Here is a 15806-nt window from a genome sequence, read left to right on the forward strand (position 1 = left end):
CACGCTAATCCCGGCACCGGGCGTGGACAAGCCCGCCCCCGGCGGCGGGGCATGAAAGCATCACGGCTTTCGCAGGTCGTGGCTGTGATGGAGGGTCCGCATTTTGATGCGCAGAAGGTTTGCGGTGCTTGTCGCGCAGCCTGGCAAAGGTCGGCTGTGCGGACATGAAAGGCATTTGATCTAAGGCCCGAGCGCGGAATCAGGCCGCAGGCCCCGCGCCATTGACGGGCCGCCCCCACGGCCCGGCGATTGGGTGAAGTTCGGTGCATCGCTGAATTCTGTTTCGGATTTGGCTTGGATAAAACGCTGCCGAACGACCGTCGGATCGCCGCGCCGCGGCCCGTCAATGGCCCTCGAAGCTATAGATCACACTTGTCTCACCTTGGGCTCGATCCTGACGTTCGAGCACGGGTCAAGCACGCGCCGCATTACCTGCGTGCCTGACAGGTGTGCACGAAAAAGCCCCGCCTTCCAGGGAAGGCGGGGTCAGGCTATTGCGACTGCCCCAAGAATGGGGAGGTCACAGGGATCGGGGGTGTATCAGGCGACGTCGCGCAGCGCGACCTTGGGCGTGATGCCGAGCGCGTGACAGACGTCGCGGGTCAGTTCGGGGCGGTTGAGCGTGTAGAAATGCAGGTGCTCGGCCCCGCCGTCGATCAGCTCGCTGCACAGCTCGGTGGCCTGCGCCGTGGCCAGCAGCGTCTCGCGGTCGTCGCGGGCGGCCTTGGTGAACGCCTCGTCGAGCCATGCGGGGATCTTGGTGCCGCAGGCGGCGGCGAAGCGCTTGGTGCCGGCCCAGTTCTCGATCGGCAGGATGCCGGGGGTGATGGGCGCGTCGATGCCCGCAGCGACACAGGCATCGCGGAAGCGGAAGAACGCTTCGGTGTCGAAGAAGAACTGCGTGATCGCCTCGGACGCGCCGGCGTCGATCTTGCGTTTCAGGTAGTCGATATTGGCCTGGGCATCCGCCGCCTCGGGGTGCACCTCGGGATAGGCGCCGACGCGGATCTTGAAGCGGTTCATGTCGGCCAGCGCCGAGATGAGTTCGCAGCTGTCGGCAAAGCCGTCGGGATGGGGCGTGAAGCCGTCCGACCCCTTGGGCGGGTCGCCGCGCAGGGCGACGATCTCGTTCACGCCGGCATCGGCAAAGTCCTGGGCGATGGCGAGGGTCTCCTCGCGCGTTGCCTCGACGCAGGTGAGGTGCGCGGCGACGTTGAGGCCGCTGGACTTGTGCAGCGTGGCCACGGCATCGCGCGTGAGTTCGCGGGTGGTGCCGCCGGCACCGTAGGTCACGGAGACGAAGGTGGGGTCCAGCGGCGCCAGTGACTGGACGGTGTCCCAGAGGCGGAACGAGGCCTCCAGCGATTTCGGCGGGAAGAATTCAAAGGAAACGGTGGGGGTGCTCATGACGGATATCCTGCAATCTGTTGTTGGGTCTCTTGTCGCAGGTGCGCGTATGTGAGACAACTTCATAAAATTCATGGTTTGAATGAGGCTGGCTAATATTCATGCATATCGACTTTCGTCATCTGCGCACGATCCGGGCCATTCACCAGGCCGGCGGGCTGGCCCGCGCGGCAGAGCTGTTGCACATCACGCAGTCCGCTTTGTCCCACCAGATCAAGGGGTTGGAGGATCAGGCGGGGGTCGAGCTGTTCGTGCGGCGCTCGAAGCCCTTGAAGCTGTCGGCGGCGGGCCTGCGCCTGTTGCGCGTAGCCGAGAAAGTGCTGCCCGAGGTCGAGGCGCTGGAGGCGGAATTCAGCGGATTGCGGCAGGGAAGCGCGGGGCGGATGCATATCGCCATCGAATGCCACGCCTGTTTCGAATGGCTGTTCCCGGTGCTGGAGCGATTCCGGCAGACCTGGGCGGAGGTGGATATCGACATCCGACCGGGCCTCGCGTTCGACGCGCTGCCGGCGTTGCAGAAGGAAGAGGTCGACCTTGTGGTGTCGTCGGACCCCGAGGACCTCGATGGCGTGATCTTTCAGCCGCTGTTCGACTACGAGCCGCTGTTCGTGGCCTCCAGCCAGCATGTGCTGGCGGCCAAGGATTTCGTCGAGGCGGACGATTTCCGGGACGAGACGCTGATCACCTACCCGGTGGACCGTTCGCGGCTGGATATCTTCACCGAGTTGCTGACCCCCGCCAAGGTCGAGCCGCGCGCGGTGCGGCAGATCGAGCTGACGGCTGTGATCCTGTTGCTGGTGGCGTCGAACCGCGGCGTTGCGGTGCTGCCCGACTGGGTGTTGCGGGAACAGCGGACGAGTTCGGAATACGTCACGCGGCCGGTCACGAAGGATGGTCTGACCAAGCGGCTGTACGCGGCGATCCGCGAGGACGAGGCGGACAAGCCCTACATGGCGCATCTTCTTCGTCTGGCGCGGGAGATTCCGCTGCGGATGCAAAGGCCGGTGGAGACGGTCGCGGAGTGAGCGCGCGATTCCGGTGATGCGGCGCGGGGCCGGGGCCGGTAGGGTGGCGCCGAATCCGATCTGGAGAGTGAAGTGCGATGAAGATTGCGAGTGCGGCCTATCCGATGGACGAGCTGGACAGCTGGCAGGCCTATGCCGACAAGATCGAGGCCTGGGTGGCCGAGGCCGCCGGGCAGGGCGCCGATTTGCTGATGTTCCCCGAATATGCCGCGATGGAGCTGGCGATGCTGGCCGGGCGCGAGGTGGCGACGGACCTGGAGCCGTCACTGCGGGCGGTGTCGGACCGGATGCCCGAGGCCGACGCGCTGCATTCCAGGCTGGCGGTGCAGTACGGCGTGCATATCCTTGGCGGCTCGGCGCCGGTCTTTGACGATGCGCTGGGCCCGCGTCCGGTGAACCGGGCGGCGTTCTTTGGCCCCGGCGGGGGCAAGGGCGTGGTCGACAAGCAGATCATGACCCGCTGGGAACGCGAGCCCATGGCGTGCGTGGGCGGCGGGCCTCTGAAGGCGTTCGACACCGCGCTGGGGCGGGTGGGCGTACTCATTTGTTATGATTGCGAATTTCCGCTTTTGGGGCGTGCGTTGCAGGATGTTGATATCCTGCTGGTGCCGTCCTGCACCGAGACGCTGGCCGGGTACTGGCGGGTGCGGATCGGGGCCATGGCCCGCGCGCTGGAGCAGCAATGCGTGAGCGCCATGTCGTCGCTGGTGGGGCCTGCCGACTGGTGCGAGGTCTGCGACGTGAACACCGGCGCGGGCGGCGTATTCGGCCCGCCCGACAAGGGATTCCCGCCCACGGGCGTGCTGGCCGAGGGCGTGCTGGACGCGCCGGGATGGACCGTGGCGCAGGTCGATCTGGAAAAAATCGCGCAGGTGCGGGCGGATGGCGGGGTACTGAACCGCACCCACTGGGCCGAGCAGGCGGGCCGTGACGGCGCGCCCACAGTTGAACGGCTGCAATGATATTTGACTTGAAAACCTTGGGGAATAGGGCCATTTAAACGCCTGTCCTGCAACCGGCAGGGCGGAAACCAAGGAGAGACCATGGCCAAGGAAGATACGCTCGAATTTCCAGGTGTCGTGAAGGAACTCCTGCCGAATGCGACATTTCGGGTCGAGCTAGAGAACGGCCATGAGATCATCGCCCACACGGCAGGCAAGATGCGCAAGAACCGCATCCGCGTTCTGGCAGGCGACAAAGTTCAGGTGGAAATGACACCTTACGATCTGACCAAGGGTCGGATCAACTACCGCTTCAAATAGCGCGAACCGCAGGTTTGCGCAGCCCCAAGCTCATCCTTGGGTCCGGTAGCCCGCGACGCCGGGATCTGCTGGCGCAGATCGGTGTCGTGGCCGATGACGTGCGCCCGCCGGATATCGACGAGACCCCTGGAAAGGCCGAACTGCCGCGCCCCTATTGCGTGCGCATGGCGCGGGAAAAGGCCTTGGCCGTCGAGGCCGGGACCGACGATATCGTCCTCTCTGCCGATACGACCGTGGCGCTGGGCCGGCGCATCCTGGGAAAGCCCGGGGATGCAGGCGAGGCCGAGGCGTTCCTGCGCAAGATGTCGGGGCGGCGGCACAAGGTGGTCACGGCGGTGGCGGTGCGCCGCGGTGACCGCATCTGGGAGCGTGACGTGGTCAGTGACGTCAAGATGAAGCGGCTGGATGACGACGAGATCGGGTTCTACCTGGCCAGCGGCGACTGGCAGGGCAAGGCCGGGGGCTATGGCATCCAAGGACCTGCGGGCGCGTTCATTCCGTGGATCCAGGGGTCTTTCACGGCCGTTGTGGGCTTGCCGTTGAAGGAAACGGCGGGGCTGCTTCTGGCGGCCGGGTATCCGGTCTGGAAAGGGAAAACATGAAGGGACGCGTGGTGGCGCTGGGCCAGCTGGGCGCATTCGAGGCGGCGGCGCTGATGGAGGATGGCGTGCTGTCCGACCTGCTGGTGGACACCGACCAGCCGCGCCCGGGCACGATTTATCGCGCCGTGATCGAGCGGCCGGTGAAGGGGCAGGGTGGGCTCTTCGTGCGCACGCCTGACGGCAATGGGTTCCTGCGCCAGGTCAAGGGGATGAGTGCTGGGGGCACGGTTCTGGTGCAGGTGACGGGCTATGCCGAGCCGGGCAAGGCGATCCCGGTCACGGCCAAGGTGCTGTTCAAGAGCCGCTTTGCGATCGTGACGCCCGGCGCGCCGGGGATCAACGTGTCGCGGGCGATCAAGGACGACGACCTGCAGGACCGGCTGATGCTGATCGGCAAGGACGTGATGGCGGGCGACGACAACGGCCTGATCCTGCGCTCGGCCTGCGAGAGCGCGGACGAGGACGCCGTGGCCGAGGACGTGGCGCGCATGGCCGAGTTGGCCCGCGCGGTCATGGCCGACGCGAGCGGCAAGCCGGAGAAACTGGTCGAGGGGCCAGGGCCGCACGAGTTGGCCTGGCGCGACTGGCCGGAGCCGGAGATCTGGGACGAGGACGGGCAGGCGTTCGCGCATCACGGGGTGTTGGATGCGGTCGAGACGCTGGGCTCTCCGCGCGAGGACCTGCCGGGCGGCGCCAGCATTTATGTCGAGCCGACACGGGCGCTGGTCGCGGTGGATGTGAACGCGGGCGGCGACACCTCGCCGGCAGCAAGCGTGAAAGCCAACATGGCCGCCGCGCGGGCCTTGCCGCGGGCCTTGCGGCTGCGGGGGCTTGGCGGGCAGGTGGTGCTGGACCTGGCGCCGATGCCGAAGAAGGACCGCAAGACCTTCGAGGCCGCCCTGCGCGCCGCGTTCCGCCGCGACACGGTGGAGACGGCCCTTGTGGGATGGACGCCCCTTGGGCACTATGAGTTGCAACGAAAGCGCGACAGGCTGCCGCTGCCGAAAGGTGTGATATGAGTTGCCCGATTTGCGGGGAAGACACGGTGAAGAAATACCGCCCCTTCTGTTCCGAACGCTGCGCCAACCGTGATCTAGGCGCGTGGCTTCGCGGGGATTATGCCATACCTTCCAGCCGGTTGGACGATGCAGAGGAGGTCGCCGACGCACTGGAAGAGGCGCAGGACGCGGGCTCGGGAAAACCCCACTGAAAAGTGGCAAAAACCCACTGGACAGTCGCGTGGCCCTCGCCTAGAAAGCCGGAACCCGAACGGTGCGCCCGTTCACCCGTGCCCGGGTAGCTCAGGGGTAGAGCAGTGGATTGAAAATCCTCGTGTCGGTGGTTCGATTCCGCCCCCGGGCACCACTTCTTCCAGATTTGGCAGAATGATATGCTCATTGGTCGCTTCGCGTGGCAATTGGCGTGTCATGGATGTGAAAACGGCCCCCGCAGTGCGGAGGCCGTTTGAGAGGGCCAGCCGAGTTTCGGCTCGGTATCAGCCGTAGATCAGCCTGGGCAGCCAGGTGATGATCTGCGGGAAGACCATGCAGAGCGCCAGCCCGACGATTTGCAGAAACAGGAAGGGCAGGGCGGATTTGAAGATGTCCGTCATCGGGATTTCCGGCGGCGCCACCCCGCGCAGGTAGAAGAGCGCGTAGCCGAAGGGCGGCGACAGGAAGCTCATCTGCATGTTCACGAGGTAGAGCACGCCGAACCACAGAACCAGATCCTCGGGGCTGTCGAGGCCGAAGGCGGCGGCGCCCAAGGCCTTGATGATCGGCACGAAGATCGGCACGCAAAGGAGCAGGATGCCGACCCAGTCGAGGAACATGCCCAGGATCACCAGCAGGATCTGCATCAGGATCAGGATGCCCCAGGGGCCGAGGCCGGTGGCCGCCAGCGCGTCCTGCACGAATTGCTGCCCGCCTTCCAGAACGTAGAGGCCGACGAAGATCGTGGCGCCGAACATGATCCAGATGACCATGGCCGAGGCCTTGAGCGTCGTGGTGCAGGCCTCGCGGATGGTGGGCCAGTCGAGTTTGCGGTGGATGGCGGCGACGATGAATGCGCCGAAGGTGCCGATGCCGGCGGCCTCGACCGGGGTGGCCACGCCGGAGAAGATGATGCCCAGCACCACCGCGACCAGCGTGATGGGCGCGGCCATCTTGCCGATGAGCTGCATCTTTTCGCGGTTCGACACGCGTTCCTCGACCGGGATGGCAGGGCCGAGGGCCGGATTGATGTAGCTGCGCACGACGACGTAGGCGATATACATGCTCGAGAGCATCAGGCCCGGGATGACCGCGCCGATGAAAAGCTCGCCCACCGATTGTTCGGCCACCACCGCGTAGATGATCGCGAGGATCGACGGCGGAATCAGGATACCCAGCGTGCCGCCGGCCATGATCGAGCCCATGGCGATCTTGGGGTCGTAGTGACGTTTCAGCATCGCCGGCAGGGCGATGATGCCCATGGTCACGACCGCCGCGCCGATCACGCCGACCATGGCGGCGAGGATCGTGGAGGCGATGATCGTGGCCGCGGCCAGCCCGCCCTTCAGCCCGCCCATGACCTTGTAGATCACGTCGAACATGTCGTTGATGATGCCTGCCCTTTCCAGCATGGCAGCCATGAAGATGAAGAGCGGGATCGCCGAGAGCTGATAATTGGTCATCAGCGGGAAGATACGGCTTGGCACGATGTTGAGCGCGCGTTCATCCCCGAGGATGAACAGGAACACGCAGGCCAGGCCGCCGGTGACGAAGGCCAGTGGCAGGCCCGCCATGAGCAGCGCCAGAAGGCTGCCGAACATGATGAGCGTGAGCCACGCGATGTCGATTTCAATACCCATGAGCCTCAGTTCCCCCGTGCGATTTCACGGATGTCTTTCGACAGTTTCGAGATGCCTTGCAGGACGAGCAGCAGCCCGCCCATCACCATGACCCATTTCATCGGCCAGAGCGGCACTTCCCATTCGTTGAAGCTGATCTCGCCCCAGCGGATGTTGGGATCGGTCCATTGGTTCAGGCCGAAGCCCGAGACCATCTCGCCAAAGGTGATCTGGCCGCGTGCCCAGTCGGAGACGACCGCGTTGCCGGAGGGCACGGCGATGGCGTCCATGGCGAAGATCCATGAGGTGACCAAGAGCGTGCCGGCGAAGATGAAGAAGAAGATCGAGGTCAGCAGGTCGACCCACGCCTTGTTCTTTTTCCGCATCGGGGCATAGAAGATATCCACGCGCACATGGGTTTCGGTGAGCATCGCGTAGGCGCCGGCGATCAGGTACTGCATCCCGAACATCAGGTACATCGCCTCGTGCGCCCAGTTGGTGGGCGAGCCGAAGACGTAGCGGGCCAGCACCTCGTAATAATAGACGAAGACGGCGATGACGGCCCAGTAGGCCACGAATTCGCCGCAGAAGAGCGACAGGCGGTCGATCCAGTTCTCGGCGTAATCGCTGTCGTGCTTGGGGCCTTCTTCCTGCTCGTGGGCGGCGAGGGCCTTTTCGGTCTCGGACACCTCCTCGGGCGGGATCTTTTCATTGGCGCGACGCACCAGCATGGGCATCAGCAGAAGGTCGATCGCCAGAAGCGCCAGAAGCGCGTAGAAGCCATAGCCCGCGGCATTGTCCCACCACGCGCGGGTACGGAACGCCTCGATCTGTTGCGGGCGGATCTCTTCCAGCGTGGCCTGGGCTTCTTCGAGGCGGGCGGCCCCGCTGTCGAGCGTGTCCTTCGCCCGGTCCAGGCGGCGCTCGGCGGCGCGCTGGGTAAAGCTGCCTTCCTCGGCCTCGTCATAGGCGGCCTGAAGGTCGGGCAGGTCGGCGCGGGCCTCTTCGACGCGGCCCTGTTCGCGGTCGATCATCCTTTGGGCCACGCGCAGCTCGTTGTCGAAGCCCGACAGGATCGTGCGTGCGTCCTGCGTCTGCGCGTTGGCGTAGAGGATGAACAGGAAGATCGGGATGAAGACCAGGCCCCACAGGCTTTTGAGATAAAAGCGGTGCAGGCCGAGGATGCCGCCGGTGACGGCGATCATGTAGGCCAGCGGCAGGGTATAGCGTTTCTCTTCGGGCTGTGGTCGGCGCGACAGGATCATCGCGATGATGGGAAAGACGATCAGTCCCACCCAGTACAGCCAATGCGGCAGCGTGAAGCTGAGACCCGGCATTGCGGTCCTCACTCGTTGAAAGCGTTGGAAAATGCCGCCCGGGAGTATGAGACACCCGGGCGGCGGATGGGTCGGGGGATCAGAGCTTGAGCTCGAGTCCCTCGGTCAGGGCCGGGTCGACATAGCCCAGCGAACCGGACTGCATGTAATCAAGCTGAATCTTGAACACGCGTGCGGCCTGCGGATCGCGGTTGGCGTAGTCGAACCAGATCGGCACGGCGACCTCGGTCATCAGGGCCACGTCGTCCTGGCTGAGGCGGGTGACCTCGGTGCCGTCGGCCTCGAACTTTTCCCAGGCTTCCTGGTCGGCGGCCTGGATCGCGGCGTGGTGCATGTCGGAATAGACGTGGGTTTCCATCTCGACGAATTGCTTCATCTCGGGCGAGAGGGCCTCCCACGCGTCCATGCCCACGGTGATGTCCATGGTGTCGACCGGTTGGTAGAGCGACATGAAGCCCGGAGGGCCCATGACGATGTAGTCGGTGACCTGGCTGAAGCCGAGGGCATAGTTCACGGCGGGACCCACATAGTCGGCCACGTCGATGGTGCCCTTTTCCAGCGCCGGGAAGATTTCCGAGCCGGGCAGAACGGTGGTCTCGGCGCCGATCTCGTTGAAGATCTCGGCGACCATGCCGCCGGGCAGACGCATCTTGCGGCCCGCGAAGTCGTCGATCGAGCGGATCGGAACCTTGGAGTGGATGATGTTCGGGCCGTGGTGCACGGGGCCGACGAAATGCAGGCCTTGCGCCGCGTAAAGTTCGCGCGCGATGTCGATGCCGCCAAGGCCATAGTAGAACACGTCGAATTCATGCGGGTTGCGCATGCCGAGCGGGATGGACGTCAGGAACGTCGCCGCCGGAATGATGCCCTGGGCGTAGATGGTGAAGGGGTTCACGGCCTCCAGAACGCCGTTCTTCACCGCGTCGTAAAGCTGGAAGTCGCCCACGACGTCATTGGCGCCGAAGGGTTGGAACGTCAGTTCGCCGCCGGTTTTCTCGGCGATGGTGCCGCACCAGTCGCGGAAGATCTGAAGCCCGGCGCCGCCGGGCCAGCTTGTCTGGATTTTCCAGGTCGTGCCGTTGGCCTGTGCGCCCGCAACATGGGGCGCGGCCAGAGTGGCGGCACCCGCACCGGCAATCGTGCGCAGCGCGTTGCGCCGCGTGGTCAGTTTGTTGGTCATGTATTTCCTCCCATTCGTGCCGGTCCTGTATTTTCAGGTTTCCGACGCGTCCGAGCGTAATGGCAAACCGGCAAATTGGTAAAGTGATTTTTCCAATATGTGGTAAAGGCCCACTATGTCCGGCCTTGAAAACAAGGTCTGGCGCGCGGTCCGGAGGGGACGCCTCGGCCTTCGGGCCGATTATTCCGCCCGGTGGCAGGCGACGCGGGTCTGGCCCAGAAGGCGCATCTCGGGGCGTTCTTTGCTGCACCTGTCGATGGCGATGGGGCAGCGTGGATGAAAGGCGCAGCCCGACGGCGGGTTGATCGCGTCGGGGATTTCGCCCTTGGGGGGATCGACCTCGCGCCCGAAGGCATCCATGCGGGGGGCGGCGTCGAAGAGCATCTGGGTGTAGGGATGCTTGGGGTCGGTGAAGAGCGCGTCGCGCGGCGCTTCCTCGACCAGGCGGCCAAGGTAGAGCACGCCGATGCGGTCGGCCATGTGGCGCACCACGGTCAGGTCGTGGCTGATGAAAAGATAGGTCAGTCCGAATTCCTCGCGCAGGTCGGACATGAGGTTCAGGACCTGGCTTTGCACCGAGACGTCGAGCGCCGAGGTGGGCTCGTCGCAGACGATGATCTTGGGTTCGGACGCCAGCGCGCGGGCGATGCAGATCCGCTGGCGCTGACCGCCCGAGAATTCGTGCGGGTACTTGGAGGCGTCGGCGGCGGAGAGGCCGACCTGCTCCAGCAGGCGTTCGGCCAGTCCGGCGGTGTCGCCGCCCTTGGCCGCGACGGGTTCGGCGATGATGTCGCGCACCCGCCAGCGTGGGTTGAGCGAGGCGAAGGGATCCTGGAATATCATCTGGATCTCGTCGCGCACCGCTTCGATCTTGGCGGCGTCGGTCTCGGTCGCCAGATCGGTGTCGTTGATCTTCACGCTGCCCTCGGAGGGCGGGGTGAGGCCGACGACAATCTTGCCGATGGTGGACTTGCCAGAGCCGCTTTCGCCGACGAGGGCATAGACGCTGTTTTCCTCGATATCGAAGGAGACGTCGGAGACAGCCGTCAGATACGCCTTGTTCAGCCGCTCGATCACGCGGTTGAGCCACGGTTTCGAGACGTCGAAGCGGCGGGTGAGGTTGCGGATGGAGATCAGGGCGCTCATGCGACGGTGTCCTCCTTTTGCGTGGTGCCGAGCGGGAACCAGCAGGCCGCGCGGCCGTCGCAGGCCTCGATGCTGGGGCCGGGCTCTCGGCGGCACTTGTCCTGCGCATATTCGCAGCGCGGGTGGAAGGCGCAGCCGTCGGGCAGGGCGCCAAGGCGGGGCATGGCGCCGGGGATCTGTTTCAGGCGCTTCTGCCCCACGCTGGCCAGCGGGGTCGAGGCCATGAGGCCCGCGGTATAGGGATGGTGGGCGTTGGTGATGACCTCGCGTACCGGGCCAAGTTCGGCCAGGCGGCCGGCATACATGACGGCGACGCGGTCGGCGGCCTCGGCGATGACGCCCATGTCGTGGGTGACCAGCATGACGGCCACGCCGCGTTCGCGGCAGAGGCGTTTCAGCAGCGCCACGATCTGGGCCTGGACCGAGACGTCGAGCGCGGTGGTGGGCTCGTCGGCGATGACCAGTTCGGGCTCGGCGCAGAGAGCGAGGGCGATGACGACGCGCTGGCGCATGCCGCCGGAAAACTCGTGCGGGTAGCTGCCGATGCGGGCGGAGGCGGCGGGGATGCCGACCTCGTCCAGCGCCGCGATGGCGCGTTTGCGGGCCTCGTCCTGCCCGACGTTCAGGTGCTCGGTGATGGTCTCGGTCAGTTGGTCGCCGATGGTCAGGAGCGGGTTGAGCGATGTCAGCGGGTCTTGAAAGATCATGCCCATATGCTTGCCCCGCAGGCGGCGCAGCTTGCTGCGCGGGATGTCGTGGATGGGCTCGCCTTTCAGCAGCACCTCGCCGCCGGTGATGCGGGCGGGCGGATCCAGCAGGCCGATGACGGCGTTGCCGGTCATGGATTTCCCGGCGCCGGATTCGCCCACGACGCCCAGGATCTCGCCCGCGCGGATGTCGTAGCTGACGTGATCGACGGGGCGCAGGATGCCGTGCCGGGTGGGAATTTCCACGGTCAGATCGCGGACGGAGAGGACGGGTGTGTCTGTCATGCGGTGCTGCCTTTTGCGATCTGCCGTGCCTGTTGTGCGGCGCGGACTGCCTTAAAAGCGGGCGATATTTTGCAATTGCAGCATTTTTGCTGCGGTGCGGCGTGGTTTTGGTGTGGCGTCGTGGGACTCCGCGTTAATCTGGGAGCAACCGAAGTCAGGGAGGAATATCGAGCAAAGAAAGGAGGCCATGCATGTGCCTTTCCAATGAAGCTTTTGCCTTGTTCCTCAACATGATCGGTACGGGCATTTTCACGATCGAGGGCGCGACCGTGACGGTCCATGCCACCGAGGGTGATGTCACCTGGCACGAGGTGGTCGATGAATGGTGCACCGCCGCGCCTTACACCGAAGCGCGGTTGCCGTTTACGACCGCGCCCCTGAAGCAGCCCTTCACCATGCGCTGAAAGCGATTCGGTCATCTCAGCCTCGGGTTCAATGCGTCGCGCAGCCAGTCGCCCAGCAGGTTGATCGACAGCGCCAGCGCCAGCAGGGTGCCGGCGGGGAAGAGCAGGATCCACCATTCGCCGGAGAACATGAACTCCTGTCCGATGCGGATGAGCGTGCCGAGCGAGGGTTTCGTGGGCGGGGCGCCGACGCCGAGGAAGCTGAGCGTGGCCTCGGCGATGATGGCGAGGGCCAGCGAAATCGTGGCGATGACCAGCACCGGGTTGAGCACGTTGGGCAGGATATGCTTGAGCATGATGATGATGGGCGAGCGGCCGATCAGGCGGGCGGCCTGGACATATTCCTTGTTCTTTTCCACCAGAGTCGTGCCGCGCACGACGCGGGCGAACTGCACCCAATCGGACAGGCCGATGGCGAGGATCAGCACCCAGAGCGCCATCTGGTCGCGATAGGCGGGCGGCGTGATGCCCTTGGCGATGCCGAAGATCAGCATGGCCACAAGGATCGCCGGGAAGGTCAGCTGCACATCGGCGATGCGCATGATGATCGTTTCGGTCCAGCCGCCGACATAGCCCGCGATCAGCCCCAGCGTGATGCCGATCAGCATGGCGAGGAAGACCGCCGCGAAACCCACGAAAAGCGAGATGCGCATCCCGTAGAGGATGGTCGAAAAGACGTCGCGGCCCTGGTCGTCGGTGCCCAGCAGGAAGGTGTCGCCGGTGAAGGCGTTCGCCTCGCCCGGCGGCGTGAAGCCGTTCATCAGGTTCAGCGAGGCCGGGTTGAACGGGTCAAACGGCGCGATGAGCGGTGCGAATACGGCCGAAAGGATCAGGATCAGCACCACCGCGAAGGAGGCGATGGCCACCGGCGCGTGCCGGAAGGACCACATGAAATCGCTTTCCCAGATGCGGCGGAAGCGGCTGTCGCGCACTTTCGGCGCCGGGGTCGTGACGGGTGCATCGGTCATCAGTGGCCTCCTGCAGCGCTGCGATCGACGCGCAGGCGCGGGTCGATGGCGAAATAGAGCATGTCGACGATGAGGTTGATGCCCACGAACATGACCGAGATCATCATCAGGTAGGCGGCCATCACGGGGATGTCGACGAACTGGATCGCGTTGATGAAGAGCAGGCCGACGCCGGGCCACTGGAACACGGTTTCCGTGATGATGGCGAAGGCGATGATGGAGCCCAGCTGAAGCCCGGTGATGGTGATGACGGGCACCAGCGTGTTCTTCAGCGCGTGGCGGAAGTTGATCGAGCGTTCGCGGATGCCGCGGGCGCGGGCGAAGCGGATATAGTCCATGCGCAGCACTTCGAGCATCTCGGTGCGCACCAGCCGCATGATCAGGGTCATCTGGTAGAGACCCAGTGTGATCGCGGGCAGGATGAGCGCCTGAAGCCCGGATTTGGTCAGGAACCCGGTGGACCAGCCGTTGACGAAGGTCACCTCGCCGCGCCCGAAACTGGGCAGCCAGCCAAGCTCGACCGAGAAGACGTAGATCAGCAGGATGCCGATCAGGAAGGTGGGCAGGGAGACCCCTATGAGAGAGGCGGTCATGATCATGTTGGCCGAGATCCCGCGCCTTCGGATCGCGGTATAGATGCCAAGCCCGATGCCGCCGATGAGCGCAAGAAGCCCCGAGACGAAGGCAAGTTCCAGCGTGGCGGGCAGGCGTTCGATCAGGATGTCGGCCACGGGCCGGCCCTGCCGGTAGCTGAGGCCGAAATTGCCCTGAACGGCGTTGGTCAGGAACTTGTAGTATTGCACGGCGAAATTCTGATCGAGGCCGAGTTCGGAGCGCAGACGCTCTATATCGGCGACGGTGCGTTCCTGTCCCAGCATGTTATCGACCGGATCGCCGACGAAGCGGAACATGGCGAAGGCCACGAGGCCCACCACGAGTAGCACGAGCACGGACTGGGCCACGCGCCGGATGATGTAAGCTAGCATTTTTTGCCCCCGAAGCGGTCGTCACGCACGGTTGTTTTGCTGGCTGTGACGGCAGGCGGGCCGCCCGCGATTGGCTTAGTTCATCTCGAAGAACTTGAACTTGGGATCGTCCTCGGGGCTGACTTCGGTGCCGACCGCATCGGTCATGCCCCAGTTCAGCACCTGGTGGTGGATCGGGATGTAGAGCTGTTCCTCCTGAACCACCTGCCAGATCTCGTTGATCGTGGCGTTGCGCGCCTCGAGATCGGTTTCCGAGGCAAGGCTGACGATCTTGGCGTCGACATCCGAGTTGGAGAAGCCGGTGCCGTTCCAGCTGCCGCGCTCGTCGCCGCGGGTATGAACAAGGAAGTTGAAGATGTATTCCGAATCGTAGGTCGGAACGCCCCAGCCCAGCATGTAGAAATCCGTCTCGCCGTTTTCGATGAGCGGGAAGTGCTGTGCCTTGGGCTTGGCGTCGAGGTTCACGGTGACGCCGATCTGCGCGAGCATCCCGACGGCCGCCTGGCAGATCGCCTCGTCGTTGACGTAGCGGTCGTTCGGGCAGTCGAGCTGGATGCTGAAGCCGTCGCCATAGCCGGCCTCTTCCATCAGGGCCTTGGCGCCTTCGATGTCGGTGGTGGCGCTGCTGTCCATCTCTTCGTTCCAGCCGTTGACGAAGGGCGGGGCGATCATGCCCGCGGGCTGCGACTGGTCGCGCATGACGACCTGCTTGATGGCGTCGCGGTTGATCGCCATGGACATCGCCTTGCGCACCTTGGCGTCGGCCAGCGGGTTGGCGCCATCGACGTCGTCATTCTCGATATCGTCGGCGCCCATGTTCATGCCGAAGAAGATGACGCGGTTCTGCGGCGCGGTCTTGACGACAAGGCCGTCGGTGTCGCCGACGCGGCCAAGGTCCTGTACGGGCACGTCCTGGATGAAGTCGACCTCGCCCGACAGAAGGGCGGCCACGCGGGTGGCGGCGTTCTGGATCGGGGTGTAGATGATCTCGGTCACGTCGAGGGGGAACTCGTCCTTGCCCCAGTAATTCTCGTTCGCTTCCAGCACGGTGCGCACGTCGGGCTCGCGGCTGACGAGGGTGAAGGCGCCGGTGCCGTTGGTATTGGACGAGGCAAAGGTGGTTTCGCCGCTGGCCACGTCCTGAACTGCGACGGCGTCGTTTTCCTCGGCCCAGCCCTTGTCCATCATGAACAGGTTGGTGAGGTTGGCGGGCAGGATCGGGTTGGGACCGTCGGTGACGAATTCCACTGTGTGGTCGTCAACGGCGCGGACCTCGGTGATCGAGGTCAGCAGTTCCTTCATCGCCGATGTTTCGGACTTTGCGCGGTTGATCGAAAAGACCACGTCCTCGGCGGTGAAGTCGGCGCCGTCGTGATAGGTGACGTCCTGGCGCAGGTTGAAGACCCACACGTTCGGGTCGCCTTCCTTGGGCGCCCAGTCGGTCGCCAGCGCGGCCTGGAACTCGCCCGAGTGGTCGCGGATGATCAGCGGCTCGTAGATCTGGTGCGAGAGGGTATGGGTCGGCCCCTCGTTCTGGGCGTGGGGGTCGAGCGTGAGCGAGTCGCCCGCGCGGGCCCATCGCAGCGTTTCGGCCGAGGCACCGGTCATCGCCGTGGTGGCGAGCAATGCGGCGGCAAGGACTGTCTTGGTTTTCATGAATATCTCCC

Annotated in this window: 16 protein-coding genes and 1 tRNA gene; 8 read left to right on the top strand and 9 right to left on the bottom strand. The window is 64.7% G+C overall.

The features are described 5' to 3' along the window. Window positions 1–540: 540 nt before the first annotated feature. Complete coding sequence (gene metF / locus RBB18_RS06760; RefSeq protein WP_103762266.1) at window positions 541–1407, bottom strand: methylenetetrahydrofolate reductase [NAD(P)H]; 867 nt, start codon at window positions 1405–1407, stop codon at window positions 541–543. Between the two features lie 101 nt (window positions 1408–1508). On the opposite strand from metF, the gene RBB18_RS06765 reads away from it, so the two are divergent. From RBB18_RS06765 to RBB18_RS06795, 7 genes are all read left to right on the top strand, one after another. Beyond that, entirely contained in the window at window positions 1509–2432 is a 924-nt protein-coding gene (locus RBB18_RS06765; protein WP_103762267.1) for a LysR family transcriptional regulator, read from the top strand. Window positions 2433–2509: 77 nt separating this feature from the next. Continuing rightward, entirely contained in the window at window positions 2510–3394 is an 885-nt protein-coding gene (locus RBB18_RS06770; RefSeq protein WP_306112090.1) for a carbon-nitrogen hydrolase family protein, read from the top strand. 81 nt (window positions 3395–3475) lie between these two features. Continuing rightward, on the top strand, window positions 3476–3694 hold the full coding sequence (gene infA, locus RBB18_RS06775) for a translation initiation factor IF-1 (RefSeq protein ID WP_005978431.1): 219 nt from the start codon (window positions 3476–3478) through the stop codon (window positions 3692–3694). A gap of 14 nt (window positions 3695–3708) precedes the next feature. After that, window positions 3709–4296: a nucleoside triphosphate pyrophosphatase gene (locus tag RBB18_RS06780; protein ID WP_306112091.1), complete on the top strand. Its 588-nt coding sequence runs from the start codon at window positions 3709–3711 to the stop codon at window positions 4294–4296. Then, window positions 4293–5315: a ribonuclease E/G gene (locus RBB18_RS06785; RefSeq protein WP_274592507.1), complete on the top strand. Its 1023-nt coding sequence runs from the start codon at window positions 4293–4295 to the stop codon at window positions 5313–5315. The genes RBB18_RS06780 and RBB18_RS06785 overlap by 4 nt, the downstream gene beginning before the upstream one ends. Continuing rightward, window positions 5312–5506 (top strand): DNA gyrase inhibitor YacG, encoded by a 195-nt coding sequence (locus RBB18_RS06790; RefSeq protein ID WP_103762271.1) that lies wholly within the window; start codon window positions 5312–5314, stop codon window positions 5504–5506. Before RBB18_RS06785 ends, RBB18_RS06790 begins: the two co-directional genes overlap by 4 nt. 80 nt (window positions 5507–5586) lie before the next feature. Next, a tRNA-Phe gene (locus RBB18_RS06795) sits at window positions 5587–5661 on the top strand. 130 nt (window positions 5662–5791) lie between these two features. Here the strand turns inward: RBB18_RS06795 and RBB18_RS06800 are convergent. The 5 genes from RBB18_RS06800 to RBB18_RS06820 all read right to left on the bottom strand — a co-directional run bounded on the left by RBB18_RS06800 (window position 5792) and on the right by RBB18_RS06820 (window position 11781). After that, window positions 5792–7147, bottom strand: a complete 1356-nt coding sequence (locus RBB18_RS06800; protein ID WP_103762272.1) for a TRAP transporter large permease subunit — start codon at window positions 7145–7147, stop codon at window positions 5792–5794. Window positions 7148–7152: 5 nt separating this feature from the next. Further along, window positions 7153–8463, bottom strand: coding sequence for a TRAP transporter small permease subunit (locus RBB18_RS06805; RefSeq protein WP_306112092.1), 1311 nt, complete (start codon window positions 8461–8463; stop codon window positions 7153–7155). A gap of 79 nt (window positions 8464–8542) precedes the next feature. After that, entirely contained in the window at window positions 8543–9643 is a 1101-nt protein-coding gene (dctP, locus tag RBB18_RS06810; protein WP_103762274.1) for a TRAP transporter substrate-binding protein DctP, read from the bottom strand. Window positions 9644–9823: 180 nt separating this feature from the next. Further along, complete coding sequence (locus tag RBB18_RS06815; protein WP_103762275.1) at window positions 9824–10789, bottom strand: ABC transporter ATP-binding protein; 966 nt, start codon at window positions 10787–10789, stop codon at window positions 9824–9826. Further along, a complete protein-coding gene (locus RBB18_RS06820) occupies window positions 10786–11781 on the bottom strand; it encodes an ABC transporter ATP-binding protein (protein ID WP_306112093.1) in 996 nt (331 codons plus the stop codon). The genes RBB18_RS06815 and RBB18_RS06820 overlap by 4 nt, the downstream gene beginning before the upstream one ends. 191 nt (window positions 11782–11972) lie before the next feature. Here RBB18_RS06820 and RBB18_RS06825 point away from each other — a divergent pair, with 191 nt between their 5' ends. Next, window positions 11973–12185: a hypothetical protein gene (locus tag RBB18_RS06825; RefSeq protein WP_103762277.1), complete on the top strand. Its 213-nt coding sequence runs from the start codon at window positions 11973–11975 to the stop codon at window positions 12183–12185. Window positions 12186–12196: 11 nt separating this feature from the next. Here RBB18_RS06825 and RBB18_RS06830 read toward each other — a convergent pair whose 3' ends face one another. The 3 genes from RBB18_RS06830 to RBB18_RS06840 all read right to left on the bottom strand — a co-directional run bounded on the left by RBB18_RS06830 (window position 12197) and on the right by RBB18_RS06840 (window position 15795). Next, window positions 12197–13153, bottom strand: coding sequence for an ABC transporter permease (locus RBB18_RS06830; RefSeq protein WP_103762278.1), 957 nt, complete (start codon window positions 13151–13153; stop codon window positions 12197–12199). After that, entirely contained in the window at window positions 13153–14139 is a 987-nt protein-coding gene (locus RBB18_RS06835; RefSeq protein WP_306112094.1) for an ABC transporter permease, read from the bottom strand. The genes RBB18_RS06830 and RBB18_RS06835 overlap by 1 nt, the downstream gene beginning before the upstream one ends. 75 nt (window positions 14140–14214) lie before the next feature. Next, window positions 14215–15795 carry an ABC transporter substrate-binding protein gene (locus tag RBB18_RS06840; protein WP_306110610.1) on the bottom strand — a complete coding sequence of 527 codons (1581 nt, stop codon included), beginning with the start codon at window positions 15793–15795 and terminating at the stop codon, window positions 14215–14217. Between the last annotated feature and the right edge of the window lie 11 nt (window positions 15796–15806).

Source organism: Roseovarius sp. MMSF_3298, from assembly GCF_030733705.1.
In the GTDB taxonomy this organism is placed as follows: domain Bacteria; phylum Pseudomonadota; class Alphaproteobacteria; order Rhodobacterales; family Rhodobacteraceae; genus Roseovarius; species Roseovarius confluentis.